We start from the raw sequence: 17,958 nt of genomic DNA on the forward strand, positions 1-17,958 counted from the left end.
GCCTACCAGGTCGGTGACGAGGTGACGTACGACGGGGTGACCTACCGGGCTCGGCAGGCGCATACCGCGACACCCGGCTGGGAGCCGCCGCACGTGCCGTCGCTGTGGATCCGAATCTGAGTTGACGAGCGTGGTCGCACCGGCCGTGGTGGTGGTAGAGGCACCCGGCCGGTGTGGGCCGACCGAGGGTAGGCCCCACGTGACGTCTCGTTAGGAGCATGCCATGCGACGACTACTACTGGTTGCCCTGCTTGCCACCGCCGCGCTGCTGGCGGGCTGTGCCGGGACTCCAGAACACCCCGACGAGATCCAGGCGACGGCCGGTGACGGGGTGCCCGCCGCCACCTTGATGGGCGAGGCCGACATCCGGTTCCTGCAGGCGATGGCGGCCCACACCGCCCAGACTGTCGAGATTGTGCGGTCGGCGCAGGGCCGGATCGACGACCCGGAGGTAAAGGTGCTGGTCGATGCCATCGAAGTGACCGAGTTTGACGAGAACGTGATGGTGCGCGCGTGGCTACAGGCTGTTGACACGGACAACGCGGCCACCGGACGCGCCGAGATCGCCGGTTCGGCGACCGTCGACCGGGGGCTGGCCCAGCTGCGCGGTACGCCGGATGCGGCGGTTGACGCCATGCTCTGCGAACTGCTCGGCACCCACCACCGCGCTGTGGCGGAACTCGCCCGATCGCACGGGAAGGCCGGCACCAGTCCGGAGGTGCTCACCTACGCCCACCGGGTTGACCAGTCCCGCACGGCTGGTGCCGAAACCCTCGACCGGCTGTCGTCGGGTGACCGGTAGCGGGCCTTCGGCGTCGAGCCGTCGTCGGGTGGCACCGCCCGGTCGGCCCGCAGCGTCGGCTTTTGCCCCCAGCCGTGCGCCCGGTGCTCACGGCTACCGCCCTGGAGCGACGGCTACTGGGCGGTAGTCCCGCTGTTCAGCGCGTGGCGGCACTCCCGGGCCAGTCGCCGATGCCGGGTCAGCCGCTGCCAGATGCCGAGCGGCGGTGCCAGGGCGGTGCGGTCCGGTGCTTCGGCAATGGTCAGCGTGCCGCCGGTCAGCCAGCCACGGTGCCGCCACGGGGTCCACCGCTCCAGGTCGGGGATGGAGAAGTTGTGCGCGAGCAGCACTGCCGCTCCGGTCGGCAACGGTCGTCCGGCGAGACTTGCCACGTTGATCGTGTCTTCGCCCGGGTCCAGCCGGCGCACCGTGTCCACGAATGGGTGCTGGCCGGCAACGTCGACAACCAGCACCTCACCGTGCCCCCCGGGACGGGCGCCTACCGGGGTGCTCGCCGTGGCGTTCAGCACCACGATCAGCCGGGGTAGGTACCACCAGTGCTCGCGGCACAGTAGCGGTGAGTCGAGGAGCGCCCGGGCCGGCGGGTACTTGCGCAGTTCCTGGACAAGCAACCGGTCGGAGAAGAGCGTGCCCTCGCGGTCCTCGATCAGCCGGGGGCGTCCGTGTATCGCCACCGCCCGCCAACCCTCGCCGGTGAGTCTGTCGTCTGAGATCACCAGCGTTGCGTAGGGCGCGGCGGCGAGCCCGTGGGCCAGCGCCACGTCGGCGTAGGGAAACGCGATCGCCGGCTCGTCGTCGAGCAACAGCGGGGTGACCGGCCGGGCGTGCGGACGGCCGGCGCTGTCGAGCCAGGCGAGTTCCCCCACGGTGGCGGCCCGGACCGCGCGCCGGGTCGCTGCGTCGATATCCATGGCAGTTAGTGTGGTCGATTGACTGGTGAATATGACCCCCGTTACATTGCTGGTCGAGGTCCTGATCAGCGGGGGGCGCCTTCGCCCAGGTCGACCGCAGGGAGGCAGTAATGCCCGCCGTAGTCGTCGTCGCCGTGGTCATGGTGATGTTCGCCCTCGGATATCGGTACTATTCGCGCTACCTCGCCGACCGGGTGTATGGGTTGGACCCCACCTATGTCACCCCGGCGCACCAGTTCACCGACGGGGTGGACTTCGTCCCCACCAATCGACACGTGCTCTTCGGCCATCACTTCACCTCGGTCGCCGGAGCCGCTCCGATCGTCGGCCCCGCGATCGCCGTGTTCTGGGGATGGGGGCCGGCGCTGGCCTGGGTGGTGCTCGGCACCATCTTCGCGGCCGGTGTCCACGACTTCGGGGCGTTGGCGGTCTCGGTGCGGCACCGGGCCCGCAACATCGGCACCCTCGCCGCGGACGTGATCAGCAAGCGGGCCCGAGTGCTCTTCCTGCTCATCATCTTCTTCCTGCTCACCCTGGTCAACGCGGTCTTCGCGGTGGTGATCGGAAACCTGCTCGTCGCGTACCCGGGCGCGGTTATCCCGATCTTCGTGGAGATTCCCCTCGCCATCGCGATCGGCCAGTACATCTACCGAACCCGGCGCCCCGCCCTGGTGCCCTCGATCGCCGGCGTGATCATCCTCTACGTGCTGATCTGGGTGGGCAACATCTGGCCGATCGAGATCACCGGGCTGGCCGACCAGCTCGGGTTCGCCCAACCGCGCGACCTTTGGGTGATCATTCTCTTCGCGTACACCTTCGTCGCCTCGCGACTGCCGGTCTGGTTGCTGCTGCAACCACGCGACTACATCAACTCGCACCAGCTCTTCATCGCCTTGGCAGTCATCTTCGTCGGCGTGCTGGTCGGGCTGGATCGGATCGTGGCTCCGCTGGTCAACGACGTGCCGGCCGGCTCGCCGAGCATCTTCCCGTTCCTGTTCATCACCGTCGCCTGTGGGGCGATATCCGGCTTCCACTCGCTGGTGGCCTCCGGCACCACCGCGAAACAGCTGGACCGGGAGACCGACGCCCGGTATGTGGGCTACGCCGGGGCGATCGGCGAGGGCAGTCTCGCCCTCGGGTCGATCATCGCGGTCACGGCCGGGGTGGCCGCCAGCCGGGCCGAGTGGGACAGCCTCTACGCCACCCACGCCGCGGCATCGGGCGGGGCGACCCGCAACTTCGTCAACGGTATCGCCAGCTTCGCCGCCAACCTGGGGGTGGAGTTCCAACTCGCGACCGTCTTCGCCGCGGTCGTCGTGATCTCGTTCGCAGCCACCACGATGGACACCGGGGTCCGGTTGCAGCGCTACATCGTCCAGGAGATCGCCGAGTTGGTCGGCGGGCGGCGGGTGGCGCGGAACCTGACCCTGGCGGGCCTGCTGGCGATCGCCGCACCGCTCGCGCTCGCGTTGCTGCCCGGCGGTGGGGACGCCGGCTACACCTTCGGGGTCCTGTGGCGGCTCTTCGGCACCACCAACCAGCTCACCGCCGGCCTGGCGCTGGCCGTGATCGCGGTCTGGGTGCTGCGGCGCCGACGGAACCCGGTCGCGGTCGTCGTACCGCTGGTCTTCCTGCTGGCGATGACGACGTGGGCGCTGATCGTGCAGCTACGTGAGTTCGTCCGGGCCGACGAGTGGGTGCTGGCGCCGCTGGACGCGCTCATCTTCGTGCTCGCGGTCTGGCTGATCGTGGAGGCGGTGCTCGCGTTGCGTCGGGCCAGCGGGCCGGCGGCCGAGGCGGAGGCGATCCCCGGCCCCCGCCCCGCGCCGGATGTCACCGGGGCCGAGCGCGGAGCCGAACCCACCGACAGCGCGGCGGCCAGCTCCGGGGGCGAGCCGCGTCGATGAGTCGGCATCGGGTCCTGCTGGTTCGCCCCTGGGGTGCCGGTCGGGCCGACTCCGGCTGCTGCTCCGGCGCCGGCATCATCAGCGACGTGTCGGGCCGGGATCCGGGGCGGGCCCGGCAGCTTGGCACCCAGCGACCGCTGGGCGAGGTCTATCTGACGGTGCGTGCCGGCCTGCCGACCGAGGTCGAGGTCGAGGTCGTCAACCCGGACAACACCCTGTTCCTCCTGCCGGCGGTCGTGCGCGACGGCCGGCGGCACGGCCGACCGTGGCGGGTCGTCCTGCGTCAGCTCGCGCGGGCAACCGGGTACGCGGCGATCATCGTGGATGGGCGGGTGGTCAGCGACGCCACCGCACCCACCCCTGAGCGTGCGCTGCGCCTCATCCGGCAGGCCCTAGATGCGCCGCGGCGGTGAACGGCACCCTGCCGTGCACACCGGTTGACGGGAATCCGACCCTCGCGACGACAACTGGATCAATTCCTCTCCTCAGGGTTGACGAGATCGTGGTCACGAGGCCACACAATGGTGGTTGCCCTAGGCGTCAGGCAGAACTGAGGAGGCCGGATGGATGATGTGACCCTCCGGGCCCTGCACCTCCTCGAGGAAGCGCAGGCCGGTGCCGCGGCCCAGGTGCTGGCCGTAGCCGAGTCCACGCTGCGGGAGACCACCGGTGACATCTGCGACGGGCCGGCGGCCATGCACTTCGTGCGGGTCGTGGCGTTGACCCGGCTTGGTGACCTGCGGGCCGCCGTCGCCGCTACCGACCTGATGCTCGCCGCCGCGGATCGGGAGCGGAGCGCCGGTTGGCGCTCGTGCGCGCTGTCCCTGCGCGCCACCAGACGACTGCGCCTCGGCGACCTGGACCTTCGCGAGCACGACATCTCTGTGGTGCTCCGGGACCTGGTCGCCGCCGAGACCACCCTGCTCGCCGGGGAGACCAATCCGGTGATCGCGGGCAACGCGCACACCGGGATCGCGATCGGGTACGCCCAACTGCGCCTGTACGAGCTTGCCGCGCCCCAGTTCCAGGCGGCCTACGAGACCACCTTCCCGGCGTCGTACCCGGACAACGGCAATCGGGCGATGTGGCTGTGTAACCTCGCCGAACTCAACCTGATGTGGGCGCTGGAGCTGTACCAGGTCGGCCAGGCCGCGGAGGCGGAGAAGCACCTCACCGTGGCCGAGGAGAACGCGGTGCGGGCGGCGGCGGAGGCCTCCGGGCCGAAGGCGGAGGTGTGGCGACACACCGCGCTGCTCTTCGCGGCGTCCGCGCGCGCCGACCGTCGCGATCCGGCCGGCGCGGCGGACGAGATTCCCCGTCACCTTGCCCAACTCCAGGCGTACGGCGTGTCGGCCCAGCAGCCGGAGCTCCTGCTCTGCCGGCCCTTCCACGCGGTCGCGCTCAACCGTTGTGGCCAGCGGGAAGAGGCCCTGCGGGTCATCGAAGCGGCCGTTGGTGACCTGCCGCCCGACCCCGGCTGGCTGGCCTCGGCGGCGCTGCACCGCACGCACGCGATGCTGCTGGCCAAGAACGGATCGCGCGATGTCGGGCCGGGGCTGACCTACGGCGACACGCTCGCGGAGTTGTTGTGGCGCCAACGGCACCGTTGGCTGCACGCGGCGGTGACGATGCAGTCGTACGACCTCCTGCGCTGGCAGCATGAGCAGGCGGAGCGGGCGGCGCGGACCGACCCGCTCACCGGGGTGGCGAACCGGCGTGGGCTCGACACCTTCCTGCGGAACCTGGCGGCCCCGGGGGCGACCGACGACCACCGGGTCGCGGTGCTCGCCCTGGACGTTGACTGTTTCAAGCGGATCAACGACTCACAGGGGCACGCCGCCGGGGACGAGGTGCTGCGCGCGGTGGCGCAGGCCCTGACGACCAGCGTCCGCAAGGGCGACTTCGTGGCCCGGCTGGGCGGCGACGAGTTCGTCGCCATCCTCCCCGGTGCCGACTGCGCCGCCGCGGAACAGGTTGCCCTCCGGGCCGTTGCCGCCGTGAGCGGACTGACGCGGTGGCGCACGGGGGTCAGCGTCGGAGTCGCCAGCGGTGCCGCCCACTCGCTCGGGATGTCACTTGCCGATGCCGACCGTGCCATGTACGCCGCTAAGCGGGCCGGTGGCAACCAGGTGAGTCGCGGGCACGTCGCGACCTGAGCTCGGCAGCGACTCCGGCCGCGTCGGTGTCACGATGCCCGGCCTCATCGGCACGGTGGCTGCCGATATCGGGGGAAGCCCTCGGTTCGGTGGGAGAGGATCCCCACGTGACGGGCGAAATTCCTCGTGGGCGGCGGTGGTCCGCCCGGACCACCGGGGCCAGCCGGCGCAACTCCCCGCTGCGGGCGTTCCTGCACACCGAGACCGGTAGCGCGCGGGTGCTGCTGGCCGCGGCCGTGGTCGCTCTCGTTTGGGTGAACCTCGACGAGTCCTCGTACGAGTCTCTGTGGGGCAGCACCTTCTCCGTCCAACTCGGAAGCTGGCAGGTCTCACACGATCTGCGGTTCTGGGTCAACAGCGGTCTCATGACGTTCTTCTTCCTGGTAATCGGCTTGGAGGTGCGTCGCGACTTCGATCTGGGCGAGCTGCGGGAGCGGCGCAGGTTGGTGCTGCCGCTGTTGGCGGGGATCGGCGGCATCCTGGCACCGATCGCGATCTACCTGGCGTTCAACGCTGGGAAGCCGACGGCCATGGGCTGGGGCGTGGTGATGGCGACGGACACCGCGCTCGCGTTGGGCATGCTGGCCGTCCTCGGCCCCCGCTTCTCCGACCGATTGCGGAACTTCCTGCTGACCGTCGCCGTCGTGGACGACCTGATCGTGATCGTGGTACTGGCGATCGCCTACCCGGAGCACCCGTCGCCGGCGGCGTTGTTCGTCGCGGCGGGCATCTTCGCGCTTGTCTTGCTCATCCGGGCGGCCGGCGTGCGGTGGGGGCCGGGATACCTACTGCTGGGGGTGGCCGCGTGGCTGGCGGTGTCGGAATCGGGGGTCGATCCCGTGGTGGTTGGTCTGGTGATGGGGCTACTGAGCTACGCCTACGTCCCGGCCCGCACCGACTTACAGCAAGCAGCCGACCGGTTTCGGCTGTTTCGGGAGCAACCCAGCCCGCAACTGGCGCGATCGGTCCGAGACGGGCTCGCCGCGGCGCTGTCCCCGAACGACCGCTTGCAACACGTCTACCACCCGTGGGCCAGCTATCTGATCGTGCCACTGTTCGCGCTGGCGAACGTCGGCGTGGTTGTTGACGGTGAGCTGCTGGCTCGCGCGGTGACCTCCCCGGTTACCCTCGGCGTCCTCTTCGCCTACGTGGTCGGCAAGCCGGCCGGAATCGTGATCGCCTCGACGCTGGTGGCCCGGCTCAGCCAGAACCGATTCCGGGCACCGGTCGGCTGGGCCGCGATCATCGGGGTCGGCACCGTCTCCGGCATCGGGTTCACCATCGCGTTGCTGATCGCCACCCATGCCCTCCACGGGCCCGCCCTCGACGAGGCGAAGGTCGGCATCCTCGTAGCGACGGTCGGCGCCTCTCTCAGCACCTGGCTGGTGTTCCGCCTCGCCGCCCGGCTTGCCCCGGCGCGGCGGGCTCGTGCGCTGCTGGGCGCCGCGGAGGGGATCATCGACCTGGCGGTCCCGGTCGATCCGGATCGGGACCATGTCCGTGGTCCGCGCGAGGCGCCGGTGACCGTCGTGGAGTACGGCGACTTCGAGTGCCCGTACTGCGGGCAGGCCGAACCGGCGGTCCGGGAGCTGCTGGCCGACTTCACCAGCATCCGGTACGTCTGGCGGCACCTACCCCTCACCGACGTGCACCCCAACGCCGAGGTGGCCGCCGAGGCCGCCGAGGCGGCGGGGGAGCAGGGGGCCTTCTGGGAGATGCATGACCTGCTGCTGGCGAACCAGGGGGAGCTGCGCCCCGCCGACCTGCTCCGGTACGCCGAACGACTCGACCTTGATCTGGACCGATTCCGGGAACACCTAGCCGACCGTCGCGGTGCTGTCCGGATCGCTGAGGATGTTGACGCGGCCGATCTGAGCAGCGTCTCCGGTACGCCGACCTTTTTGTCAACGGTCGCCGACATCACGGCCCGTACAACATCGAGGCGCTCTCCGCAGCGGTCACGGCGGCGTTCGCCAGCGCGCGGCTTCGCCCCGCGGACGGCCGGGAACCGGGCTACCGGCGCGAGGAGGATGGCCCGGAGCGGCCGGACGCGGAATCGGGGAGCTGAGGGGCCCCGGCCCGGCGGAGCGACCGGGTGGGTTCTGACGGCGTGGCGGATGCCGACAGCATGGCCGGGCCGAGGCGGGGCGGGAAGGTTTCTGGTCGGCCGGTCGGGGAAGCCAGCGGTATGGCCGAAACCTTCGCGGATCAGGATCTGGCTACCCTGCGGTCCATCGCGCGTGGCGCCGGGATAGCGGACACCGAACGCATGCCGCACGACGAGTTGGTCGAGATGCTAAGCCGGGCTGGCCTGGCCGAACCGGACAGCGATGCGGTCGAGCAGCCCACCCGGGATCCGGCCGGGCTCGCCGGCCTGCCCCGCAGTGACCTCACCCTGGGCGACGAGAGCACCGGTGGACGGGCCGCTGAGGAGTCGATCGGTGCCTGGCCGGGGGAGTCGGGTACCGAGATCCCCGACCGCACCGAGCGCTGACCGCCGACCAGTGACTACTGACTACTGAGCGCACCGCCCCTGGGAGCCGAGCCAGCGTGTTCGACCCCGGGGGCGGTGTATGCCTGAAACCACATCGGTTAACCCGGTCGAGCCGGAGACCGGAACAACCCTCGACGTGACTGGCGGGCGGTCCCCGCCGAACCGGGCCGTACCGACCGGTCCGGCAGGGCATGGTGGGGGTATGACGACCTCGCAGTCCGGCACCGCTGGTCACCCTGCCGATCGGGGGGACCAGCACCCCCAGACGTTGCTCCTGCTCGGTGCGACCGGCGACCTGGCCGACCGGCTGCTGCTGCCGGGCCTGGGCCGGCTGGTGGCCACCGGTGCCCAGCCGAATCTCACCTTGCTCGGCAGCGGCACGGACGACTGGGATGACGAGCGTTGGCGCCGCCGGGTGGCGGACGCCTTCGCCGCGGCGGGCGCGACCGGCCCCCGAGTCAAGGAGGTGGTCCGCACCACCAGCTATCTGCCCGCCGACGTGACGAAGGAGGAGGATCTACGCCGGCTGCTGTCGAACTGCCACGATCAACTCGTGATCTTCTTCGCGCTGCCGCCGGCGATCACCGCCCAGGCCGCCGCCGCGCTCACCCGGATCGGCCTGCCGCCGGGCACCCGGTTGATGTTGGAGAAGCCCTTCGGCACCGACGCCGTCTCGGCCCGTTCCCTTAACGAGGTGCTGGCCCGGCTGGTGCCGGAGGAGCAGGTCTACCGCATCGACCACTTTCTCGGCAAGTCCACGGTGATGAACATCCTCGGGCTGCGCTTCGCCAACCGGATCTTCGAGCCGATGCTGAGCTCCGCGCACGTGGCCTGCGTGGACATTGTCTTCGACGAGACCCTGGGACTGGCCGGGCGGGCCGGCTACTACGACGGCGCGGGTGCGCTCATCGACATGGTGCAGAGTCACCTGCTCCAGGTTCTCGCGCTGATCGCGATGGACGCCCCGCCCACCCTCGACGCCCGAGACCTGCGGGGCCGGAAGGCGCAGGTGCTGCGGGCCACCCGGGTGTGGGCGGATGACCCGGCGACGTGGAGCCGTCGGGGTCGGTATGCGGAGGGGGAGGTCAACGGGAAGCGGCTGCCCGGGTACGCCGACGAGCCCGGTGTTGACCCGAGCCGGGGTACCGAGACGTTCGCCGAGGTGGTGCTCTGCGTCGACACCTGGCGCTGGGCCGGCGTGCCGTTCCGGCTGCGTACCGGTAAGGGGCTCGCGGCCCGCCGGAAGGAGGCCGTGGTCACGTTCAAGCAACCGCCCCGGGTGCCGTCCGGACTGATCGGCTACGACCAGCCCGATCGGCTGCGGATCGGCTTCGGCCCGGACCGGCTCGGCCTCGATGTGAACATCAACGGCCCCGGGAACCCGTTGGAGCTGGGCCAGGCGCACCTGGTGGCCGATTTCGGCCCGGGGGGTCTGCCGCCGTACGGGGAGGTGCTCCGCGGCGCCTTCGACGGCGACCCCACACTGTCGGTCCGGGGGGACACCGCCGAGGACTGCTGGCGGATTATCGCGCCGGTGCTCGACTGCTGGCGGGCGGGGGCGGTGCCGCTGCGGGAGTACCCGGCGGGCAGCTGGGGCCCGGAGGACTCCCTGCTGATCCCGGTGCCGGCGGTGGCGACCGAGGGCTGAAATTTTTGACATGGTCCGGCTCGAGGGTGAGACTCACATGATCGTTCACTTTGCCGGGAAGAGTCCACAGGGGGGACCATGTCCAGCAAGAGATTCCGGGGGGCCGGTGTCGCGCTCGCCCTGACGTTCGGTTTGCTGGCGGGTTGCAGCGCCGGGGAGGGCGTCGAGGTCGACGGCGGGACGCAGGCCGGTGTCGGTGGGGTCCTCACCGCCGCGATCAGTGGGGAGCCGGATCAGCTGGACCCACACCAAACCTCGGCATATCCCAGCTTCCAGGTGCTCGAGAATGTCTACGACACGCTCGTCGAGCCGGACGCGAACCTGGCGATGAAGCCTTCCCTGGCGTCCGAGTGGGACACCAGCGACGACCAGCTGACCTGGACGTTCACCCTCCGTGAGGGGGTGACTTTCAGTGACGGATCCCCGCTCACCGCCGAGGACGTGGTCTATTCGTACAACCGGATCATCGACGAGGAGCTGAACGCCGCGTACCGGTTCGCCACCGTCGAGTCGGTGACCGCCCCGGATCCGGGCACCGTCGTCGTGCAGCTGACCGCGCCCACCCCGAACCTGCTCGCCAGCCTCGGTGGCTTCAAGGGAGTGGCGGTCGTCAAGAAGTCCAACGTGGAATCCGGGGCGGTGAAGACGGAGCCGATCGGTAGCGGCCCGTTCGCCGTCTCCTCCTACAGCGCCGGGGACAGCATCAAGCTGGTGCGCAACGACAACTACTGGGGTACGAAGCCCAAGCTGGACGGGGTGACCTTCACCTTCGTGCAGGACCCGACGGTGGCCCTGCAGAACCTGCGCAGCGGCGAGGTGCAGTGGACCGACAACCTGCCACCCCAGCAGGTGTCGGCGCTTCGTGCGGACGACGACCTCGTCGTGCGCTCCGCGGCGTCGAGCGACTACTGGTACCTGGCCCTCAACCAGGCTCGCAAGCCCTATGACGATGTCAACGTGCGCCGGGCGGTCGCTTTCGCGCTCGACCGGGCGGCGATCACCAAGGCCGCCAAGTTCGGGCTGGCGACGGTCAACCAGACCGCCATTCCGACCGACAGCGCCTTCTACTACGACTACGCGCCGTACCAGCAGGACCTGGCGCAGGCGAAGCAGCTGCTGGCCGAGGCCGGAGTGACCGACCTGACGATGGATCTGATGGTCACCAACGAGTACCCGGAGACGGTGACCGCGGCGCAGGTGATCGCGGCGCAGCTCAAGGAGATCGGCATCGCTGTCAAGATTCGTACGCTGGACTTCGCCCAGTGGCTCGACGAGCAGGGCAAGGGGAACTTCGACTCGTTCATGCTCGGGTGGCTGGGCAACATCGACCCCGACGAGTTCTACTACGCCCAGCACCACAGTGCCGGCACCTTCAACTTCCACGGATACCGCAACCCGGCCGTGGACAACCTGCTCGACCAGGCCCGGACCGAGACTGACCAGGCCGCGCGAAAGCAGCAGTACGAGCAGGCCGCCAAGCAGATCGTCGACGATGCCAGCTACCTCTACCTCTACAACCCGGATGTGGTGCAGGGCTGGTCGTCGCAGGTCAGCGGCTACGAGGTCCGCGCCGACCGGGCGATCCGGTTCCGCGACGTCGCTCTTACCCGGTGAGGTGGCGGGACCTTGCTGGTGATGCTCGGTGAGTTGGCGGGTCACTCCAGGTGACCCGCTTCGTCCTGCGCCGGCTGCTCCAGTCCGGCATCGTCCTGCTCGGCGTGACGTTGGTGGTGTTCCTGCTGCTGCAACTCGTCCCCGGCGATCCGGTGCGGGTGGCGCTCGGCACCCGCTTCGACCCCGAGACGTATGAGGCGCTGCGTTCGCGGGCGGGGCTGGACCAGCCGCTGCCGGTGCAGTACGCCAGTTACGTCGGGCAGGCGTTGACCGGTGATCTCGGGGTGAGCTTCCGCAGCGGTAGGCCGGTGACCGCGATCGTGCTGGAGCGGTTGCCCGCGACGCTCTCCCTGGCGATCACCGCGGTCGTCTTCGCGCTCCTGGTCGCCTTCCCGTTGGGGGTGCTCTCAGCCCTGCGTAGCGGCTCGGTGTTCGATCACGCCGCGCGGGTGTTCAGCCAGTTCGGAGTCTCGGTACCGGACTTCTGGATGGGCATCATGGGCATCCTGCTCTTCGCGGGGGTGCTGGGCTGGTTTCCACCCTCGGGTTACGTGGCCCTCACCGAGGATCCCGTCGGCTGGGCGTCGCACGTCTTTCTTCCGGCGGTCACGGTCGGCCTGGTCACCGCATCGATCCTGACCAGGTTTATCCGATCCTCCGTGCTGGAGGTGCTCGCCGAGGACTATGTCCGCACCGCCGAGGCGAAGGGGCTGCCCACCCGCGTGGTGGTGGTGCGGCACGTCCTGCGGAACGCGCTGATCCCGGTGGTCACCGTCGTGGCGGTGCAGCTGGCCAGCCTGCTCGGCGGCGTGATCGTGATCGAGGTGCTCTTCGCCTGGCCCGGGGTGGGCCGGCTTACCTACGACGCGGTGCAGGCCCGGGACTATCCCGTACTCCAGGGGGCGATCCTGCTCGTGGCCGCGCTGTTCCTGTTGGTCAACCTCCTGGTGGACCTCCTCTATGCCCGCCTCGATCCGAGGATTCGGGTGCGATGAGCGGAAACGGTGACTCGACGTCGCGCCGCGCCCTGGTGGCGCTGGGTCGCGACCCGTTGGCCGTGACCGGCGGGGTGGTGCTCGCCCTGCTGGTCGTGGCGGGCCTGGCCGGGTCCTGGCTGGCCCCCGCCGGCATCAACGAGGTGGATGTTGACCGGATGCTGCAGCCGCCCAGTTGGGCGCACCCCTTCGGCACCGACGAACTCGGTCGAGACGTATTCAGCCGGGTCCTGGTCGCCGCCCGCGTCTCGCTTCAGGTCGGCGCGGTCAGCGTGGGGATCGCCCTGCTGGCGGGCGTGACGCTGGGGCTGTTCGCCGGCTACTACCAGGGGTGGCTGGACAACGTACTCATGCGCTGCATGGACGTGTTGTTCGCGTTCCCGGTCCTGCTGCTCGCGGTGGCCATCGTCGCGGTCCTGGGGCCGGGCCTGAGCACCGCGATGGTCGCGATCGGCGTGGTCTACACCCCGATTTTCGCCCGGGTCACCCGTGCGGGGGTGCTCTCCGTCCGCGAGCAGGTCTTCGTCCGGGCGGCAGTCGCCACCGGGGCATCGGATCTGCGCATCATGCGGCGGCACGTGCTGCCCAACATCGCGGCGCCGCTGATCGTCCAGACGTCGCTCTCGCTGGCCTTCGCGATCCTGTCCGAGGCGGCGCTCTCCTTCCTCGGGTTGGGGGTGCAGCCGCCCGAGCCGGCCTGGGGCCGGATGCTCTACGACGGGCGCGGATTCATTACCGACGCGTGGTGGCTGGGCTTCTTCCCCGGTGCCGCGATCTTCCTCACCGTCCTGGCGTTCAATCTGGTCGGAGACGCGCTCCGCGACGTGCTCGACCCTCGCCAGCTCACCGTCAGCGAGGCGAGGAGGAACGCCGGATGAACGACGAAACCGTGCTGTCCGTCGCGGACCTGACCGTGACGATCGGTACCCGCCGGGGAGCGGCCCGCGCGGTCGCCGGCGTCGACTGGTCGGTCCGGGCGGGGGAGACGCTGGCCCTGGTCGGTGAGTCGGGCAGCGGCAAGAGCATGAGCGTGCTCGCCGCCACCGGGCTTGCGCCCCGCGCGGCCCGGGTCACCGGAGACGTCCGGCTGCTCGGTACTGACCTCGCCGCGCTGTCGGCGGCACGTCGCCGGCGGATGCGGGGGCGGCACGTCGGGTTCGTCTTTCAAGACCCGATGACCTCGCTGAACCCGGTGCTGACCGTGGGCCGCCAGATCGGCGAGGCCAGCGAGGTCCACCTCGGGCTGACCCGGCGGGCAGCCCGGGCCCGCGCCATCGAGATGCTCGAACTCGTCGGCATCCCCTCCGCCGCCGAACGGGTGGACGCCTACCCGCACCAGCTCTCCGGCGGGATGCGTCAGCGCGCGGTGATCGCCATGGCCCTGGTCTGCGAGCCGGACCTGCTGATCGCCGACGAGCCCACCACCGCGCTCGATGTGACCACGCAGGCCCAGATCGTCGAGCTGGTCGCCGACCTGCAACGCCGCCTCGGCACCGCCGTCGTCTGGATCAGCCACGACCTCGGCGTCGTCGCCGGGCTCGCCGACACCGTGGCCGTCATGTACGGCGGCCGCATCGTCGAGCAGGGGGCGGTGGACGCGGTCTTCGCCGAACCGGCGCACCCGTACACGGCGGCGCTGCTCGCGGCGCGGCCGGACCCGGACGCGAACGTCACCGAACTGGTCACCATCCCGGGGACGCCACCCAGCCCGCTGGAGCTTCCCGAGGGGTGCGCGTTCTGGCCGCGCTGCTCGGTGCGGGGGGACAGCCGCTGCGAACGGGAGTTGCCGCCGTTGGTGCCGGTCGCGGCGGGGCACCAGGTGCGGACCTTCTATCCGCGTCAGACTCGGGAGGACCGATGACCGGGGAGAGCGTGGCCACCGACGCGGTCGCGGAGCTGACCGACCTGGCGGTGTGGTTCCCGACCCCGGCGGGGATGGTCCATGCCGTGGACGGGGTGTCCCTGACGGTACGCCGCGGCGAAACCCTCGGTCTGGTCGGTGAGTCCGGCAGCGGCAAGTCGACGACCGGGCTGGCGCTGCTGCGCTTGGTCGAGCCGACCGCCGGCACGGTCCAGGTGGCGGGGCAGGACGTGACCCGCTGGTCGCGGCGGCGGTTGCGCCGGCTGCGCCGCCGCGTCGCCATGGTGTTCCAGGATCCGCAGGCCTCCCTCGACCCGCGGCACACCGTTGGTGCGAGTATCGCCGAGCCGCTGGCCGTGCACCGGCTCGCCGCCAGCGGCACGGCCCGGCGGGACCGGGTAGCCGAACTGCTCGACCTGGTCGGCCTGCGTCGCGATCTCGCCGAACGGCACCCGCACGAACTCTCCGGTGGCCAGCGGCAGCGGGTGGGCATCGCCCGGGCGCTCGCCGGTGAGCCAGACCTGATTGTCCTCGACGAACCGATCGCCTCCCTGGACCTGAGTGTGCAGGCGCAGATCATGAACCTGCTCCGCGGGCTCCAGCGAGAGCTCGGGCTGACCTACCTCTTCATCGCGCACGATCTCGCCGCTGTCGAGCACATGAGTGATCGGGTGGCGGTGATGTACCTCGGCCGGATTGTGGAGAGTGGCACCCCGGCGCAGATCTGGCGGGAGCCCGCCCACCCCTACACCGCCGCCCTCCTGTCGGCGGTGCCGGTGGCCGACCCGCCGGTGCAGCGTAGTCGCCAGCGGATCATCCTGGCCGGTGATGTCCCGAGCCCGATCGACCCGCCGACCGGCTGCCGGTTTCGGACGCGGTGCCCGCAGGCCCGACCTGACTGCGCCCAGACCGACCCGGTGCTGGTCGAGATCAGCTCCGGACACCAGGCGGCCTGCCTCTTTGCGGGCGGGGCGGTACGCGCGATGCGGGCGCAGCCCACCAACGCCTCCTCGCCATGACCGCTGCGATCGGCACAACGACAAGGTCAGTGCACCCCGTCCCCGGACAAAGCCGCCGTACCGAGATTGCCGCTCCGGCTCTAGCGGCTTGTCCGCCATCGATGGCGCAGGAGTGTCGCCGCAGTTGTGGACCAGCGCCGGGATGTTGCCGGCGATCACATAGTACGTGTGGCCTTGCTACGGTGGCTGCGGTGATGTCATGGGTTCGATCTTGGCGGTGAGCTGGGCTTTCGCTCAACCGCCTGTCGGCGGTTCATCGTTTGTGGGCGGTTTGACAGCAGCCGTGACAGCAACGTGGGGCACGTCGGGCTGCGTGGGGCGACGGGCTGGGTGTCTACTCAGTCGGTCGTCTGCTGCGGTTGGCAGGCTTCTTCTGTGTGCGGCGGTTGATGAGGCGGTCGACGGCGGTGATGCGGCGGTGCAGGCGGGTGGAGCCGGCGTCGATGGCGGTGGTGTCGATGCGGTGCAGGACGGCGCGGGCAGCGTCGAGGTTGCCGGTTTTGGCGTGGCCTTCGGCGAGCCAGGTTTGGTAGAGGGCGACTTCGCGGGCGTGGTCGTGGTTGTAGGCGGCGAGTGCTCGGGTAAGCAGGGGTTCGGCGGCGGCTGGGGTGCCGAGTTCGATGAGGCAGCGGGCGGCCATGACGTCGATCTCGGTCTGGTTGAGCCAGTACACCCATTCGGGCTCGGCGATACCGTCGCAGTGTTGGTCGTAGGCGTCGTTGACGGCGTCGAGGGCGCGGCGGCTGGTGTCAGTGTCGCGGAGGCGGGCGGCGGCCCAGGCGAGGCGTTCCAGCAGCAGCGCCCGCACGAGCGGGCTGGCGTGGGGGGCGCCGGTGACGGCGGAGCGGGTGATGAGCAGGGCGTCGTCGCGTTTGCCGATGTTGGTGATCTGGTAGGCGAGGCTGGACAGCAGTTGCGCGCCCAGCGCCCGGTCGCCCGCCGCGTCGGCGGCGGTGACGCCGGATAGGTAGAGGCGTTGGGCGTCGGAGTAGTTGCCGGCGTCGCTGGCGACCCAGCCGGCGAGTTGGGCCAGTTCACCGATCACGGTGTACAGCCGTCTACCGGAGGCGTCGGTGTAGGAGGCGGTGCGGGCGAGGTATTCGGCTTGGTCGAGTTCGGCGCGGATGACGGGGAGCAGGGTACGGCTGCCGACCGTGTCGTCCAGGTGGCGGAGGTCGATCACCCGGGCTTCCAACGTTCCGATCAGGCTTGCGCCGATGCGGCGGCCGGCGCGTAGGCAGCCGGTGGCGGGTGGGCTGTCCAGGAGCCATTCGTGGGTGCGGCGGACCGGGTCGGCTGGGGTGCCGATCGGTACACCGAGGGCATGTTCGTAGCGTTCAACGATATCGGGGGTCGCGGGGCGGCGGCCGGTTTCGACAAGGCTGAGGTAGGGCTTGCTGAAGTGGGTGAGCGCGGCCATACCGGCGAGGCTGTGTCCGGCGGCTTCACGGGCGGCTCGCAGATGGGCGCCGAGGTCGGTGGGAGTGTCTGTAGACGGGGGAAAACCCTCGCCTGCTTCCATGGTCATCTGTCTCCCCTGATCCTGGTGGCAGGCCCAGCGGGGACGTGCATCGAGTCCGAACCTGGCTGGCGCCCGTTTCGGGAGGGCCGGGACCAGGGGTTGGCGACCGGCACTCGCCTCGACCCCAGTGCTGCGGCCCCGGTCCTCCCACCGTAGCCCACGACGCCGCCGAAAGGACGCCAGCGATGACGATGCATCTACCAGTTCGTCCCGTATGGACGTGCGCCGGGTGCGGGCAGGTATGGCCGTGCCTGACCCGCAAACGTCAACTGTTGGCCGAGTTCGCCGGCGCGCGGGTATCGCTGATGCTCTACCTCACCCAGTTCTTTGTCGAGGCCTGCGTGGACATGCCCACCACTACCACAGGAACGCTGTATCACCGGTTCTTCGCCTGGCCCTACAAAACAACCGACGCCCCGCCCAGGGAGCAAGATCGTCGACGCCTTCATGGATAAGGGACACCGCCGCCTGGCAAGCCACCGAAGAACTCACCACCCTCCAACAAGCACACACCGACCTCGCCGACGACCTTGCTGCCTACGAAGCCAACCTCGGACGAGCCGCCGCCAGCGGAGCGCCCGAACCCGCCGAGCCGCCGGCACCGAAGAAGGTACGCCGCAAACCGAAGGAGTAGCCCAGCAGCCCGCCACCGACCGAGCGACTGGGCTAAGAATTGCTTCACCTAATCAAGCACGGCCCCGGCGTTGTTCTTTTACGTCCGCTTTGATCATGGTTTGTTAGATGCCGTAGACGGCGAAGGTGTCGGTGCGGTCGTGTAGGTCGCGGCGGGCGTGGGCGATGTTGGCGCGTCCGGCGAGGCGGAAGGTGTTGAGGGCCAGGTTGCGGAAGGCTGCCATGTTCCGTGGGGCGGTGCCGGTCCTGAGTTGGGAGGTGTCCTCGTGGAAGGTCACATCCCGGGTCCAATGAAGGCTGTTCTCTACGGTCCAGTGACCTCTGGCGTAGTGGTTGAGGTGTTCCGGGCCGGCCTGTCCGGCGTCGAGACTGACGATGCCGTGGATGATCTCTTTA

Annotated in this window: 15 protein-coding genes and 2 pseudogenes; 14 read left to right on the forward strand and 3 right to left on the reverse strand. The window is 70.0% G+C overall.

Features of this window, described 5'->3' with window-relative positions; genetic code table 11:
* Together K228_RS27640 and K228_RS0121465 are read left to right on the forward strand one after the other, a co-directional pair.
* Positions 1–120, forward strand: a 120-nt coding sequence (locus K228_RS27640; RefSeq protein ID WP_342667131.1) for a carbohydrate-binding protein, incomplete at its 5' end; no start/stop codon positions are given.
* 103 nt (positions 121–223) lie between these two features.
* Positions 224–802, forward strand: a complete 579-nt coding sequence (locus tag K228_RS0121465) for a DUF305 domain-containing protein (protein WP_025620271.1) — start codon at positions 224–226, stop codon at positions 800–802.
* Between the two features lie 113 nt (positions 803–915).
* On the opposite strand, the gene K228_RS0121470 is transcribed toward K228_RS0121465, so the two are convergent.
* Entirely contained in the window at positions 916–1,713 is a 798-nt protein-coding gene (locus tag K228_RS0121470; RefSeq protein ID WP_025620272.1) for a pyridoxamine 5'-phosphate oxidase family protein, read from the reverse strand.
* A gap of 110 nt (positions 1,714–1,823) precedes the next feature.
* Here K228_RS0121470 and K228_RS0121475 point away from each other — a divergent pair, with 110 nt between their 5' ends.
* From K228_RS0121475 to K228_RS0121525, 11 genes and pseudogenes are all read left to right on the forward strand, one after another.
* Positions 1,824–3,620 (forward strand): carbon starvation CstA family protein, encoded by a 1,797-nt coding sequence (locus K228_RS0121475; protein ID WP_025620273.1) that lies wholly within the window; start codon positions 1,824–1,826, stop codon positions 3,618–3,620.
* Entirely contained in the window at positions 3,617–4,033 is a 417-nt protein-coding gene (locus tag K228_RS26490) for a hypothetical protein (RefSeq protein WP_025620274.1), read from the forward strand. The genes K228_RS0121475 and K228_RS26490 overlap by 4 nt, the downstream gene beginning before the upstream one ends.
* Positions 4,034–4,183: 150 nt before the next feature.
* Entirely contained in the window at positions 4,184–5,776 is a 1,593-nt protein-coding gene (locus tag K228_RS0121485) for a GGDEF domain-containing protein (protein ID WP_025620275.1), read from the forward strand.
* Between the two features lie 107 nt (positions 5,777–5,883).
* Positions 5,884–7,844 (forward strand): annotated as a pseudogene (nhaA, locus tag K228_RS25965) (Na+/H+ antiporter NhaA).
* A 120-nt stretch (positions 7,845–7,964) separates the two neighbouring features.
* On the forward strand, positions 7,965–8,270 hold the full coding sequence (locus tag K228_RS0121495) for a hypothetical protein (RefSeq protein WP_025620276.1): 306 nt from the start codon (positions 7,965–7,967) through the stop codon (positions 8,268–8,270).
* Positions 8,271–8,472: 202 nt separating this feature from the next.
* A complete protein-coding gene (locus K228_RS0121500; RefSeq protein WP_025620277.1) occupies positions 8,473–9,918 on the forward strand; it encodes a glucose-6-phosphate dehydrogenase in 1,446 nt (481 codons plus the stop codon).
* Between the two features lie 78 nt (positions 9,919–9,996).
* Positions 9,997–11,532: an ABC transporter substrate-binding protein gene (locus K228_RS0121505; RefSeq protein ID WP_025620278.1), complete on the forward strand. Its 1,536-nt coding sequence runs from the start codon at positions 9,997–9,999 to the stop codon at positions 11,530–11,532.
* A gap of 50 nt (positions 11,533–11,582) precedes the next feature.
* Positions 11,583–12,527, forward strand: coding sequence for an ABC transporter permease (locus K228_RS0121510; RefSeq protein ID WP_025620279.1), 945 nt, complete (start codon positions 11,583–11,585; stop codon positions 12,525–12,527).
* Positions 12,524–13,405 carry an ABC transporter permease gene (locus tag K228_RS0121515; protein ID WP_025620280.1) on the forward strand — a complete coding sequence of 294 codons (882 nt, stop codon included), beginning with the start codon at positions 12,524–12,526 and terminating at the stop codon, positions 13,403–13,405. The genes K228_RS0121510 and K228_RS0121515 overlap by 4 nt, the downstream gene beginning before the upstream one ends.
* Positions 13,402–14,388 (forward strand): ABC transporter ATP-binding protein, encoded by a 987-nt coding sequence (locus K228_RS0121520; RefSeq protein WP_025620281.1) that lies wholly within the window; start codon positions 13,402–13,404, stop codon positions 14,386–14,388. Before K228_RS0121515 ends, K228_RS0121520 begins: the two co-directional genes overlap by 4 nt.
* Positions 14,385–15,407: an ABC transporter ATP-binding protein gene (locus tag K228_RS0121525; protein ID WP_025620282.1), complete on the forward strand. Its 1,023-nt coding sequence runs from the start codon at positions 14,385–14,387 to the stop codon at positions 15,405–15,407. The genes K228_RS0121520 and K228_RS0121525 overlap by 4 nt, the downstream gene beginning before the upstream one ends.
* A gap of 334 nt (positions 15,408–15,741) precedes the next feature.
* Here K228_RS0121525 and K228_RS0121530 read toward each other — a convergent pair whose 3' ends face one another.
* Positions 15,742–16,935 (reverse strand): helix-turn-helix domain-containing protein, encoded by a 1,194-nt coding sequence (locus K228_RS0121530; RefSeq protein WP_025620283.1) that lies wholly within the window; start codon positions 16,933–16,935, stop codon positions 15,742–15,744.
* A 411-nt stretch (positions 16,936–17,346) separates the two neighbouring features.
* Here K228_RS0121530 and K228_RS30465 point away from each other — a divergent pair.
* Positions 17,347–17,563 (forward strand): annotated as a pseudogene (locus K228_RS30465) (GntR family transcriptional regulator); the annotation flags it as partial.
* 103 nt (positions 17,564–17,666) lie between these two features.
* On the opposite strand, the gene K228_RS0121535 reads toward K228_RS30465, so the two are convergent.
* Positions 17,667–17,958, reverse strand: a 292-nt coding sequence (locus K228_RS0121535; protein ID WP_029723785.1) for an ISAs1 family transposase, incomplete at its 5' end; no start/stop codon positions are given.

The organism is Salinispora cortesiana (assembly GCF_000484695.1).
In the GTDB taxonomy this organism is placed as follows: Bacteria; Actinomycetota; Actinomycetes; order Mycobacteriales; family Micromonosporaceae; genus Micromonospora; species Micromonospora cortesiana.

Coding starts and splice junctions, on each gene's coding strand:
- K228_RS0121505 (WP_025620278.1), top strand. CDS start 9,997: ATGTCCAGCAAGAGATTCCGGGGGGCCGGTGTCGCGCTCGCCCTGACG.
- K228_RS0121520 (WP_025620281.1), top strand. CDS start 13,402: ATGAACGACGAAACCGTGCTGTCCGTCGCGGACCTGACCGTGACGATC.
- K228_RS26490 (WP_025620274.1), top strand. CDS start 3,617: ATGAGTCGGCATCGGGTCCTGCTGGTTCGCCCCTGGGGTGCCGGTCGG.
- K228_RS0121470 (WP_025620272.1), bottom strand. CDS start 1,713: ATGGATATCGACGCAGCGACCCGGCGCGCGGTCCGGGCCGCCACCGTG.
- K228_RS0121500 (WP_025620277.1), top strand. CDS start 8,473: ATGACGACCTCGCAGTCCGGCACCGCTGGTCACCCTGCCGATCGGGGG.
- K228_RS0121495 (WP_025620276.1), top strand. CDS start 7,965: ATGGCCGAAACCTTCGCGGATCAGGATCTGGCTACCCTGCGGTCCATC.
- K228_RS0121530 (WP_025620283.1), bottom strand. CDS start 16,935: ATGACCATGGAAGCAGGCGAGGGTTTTCCCCCGTCTACAGACACTCCC.
- K228_RS0121485 (WP_025620275.1), top strand. CDS start 4,184: ATGGATGATGTGACCCTCCGGGCCCTGCACCTCCTCGAGGAAGCGCAG.
- K228_RS0121525 (WP_025620282.1), top strand. CDS start 14,385: ATGACCGGGGAGAGCGTGGCCACCGACGCGGTCGCGGAGCTGACCGAC.
- K228_RS0121465 (WP_025620271.1), top strand. CDS start 224: ATGCGACGACTACTACTGGTTGCCCTGCTTGCCACCGCCGCGCTGCTG.
- K228_RS0121515 (WP_025620280.1), top strand. CDS start 12,524: ATGAGCGGAAACGGTGACTCGACGTCGCGCCGCGCCCTGGTGGCGCTG.
- K228_RS0121475 (WP_025620273.1), top strand. CDS start 1,824: ATGCCCGCCGTAGTCGTCGTCGCCGTGGTCATGGTGATGTTCGCCCTC.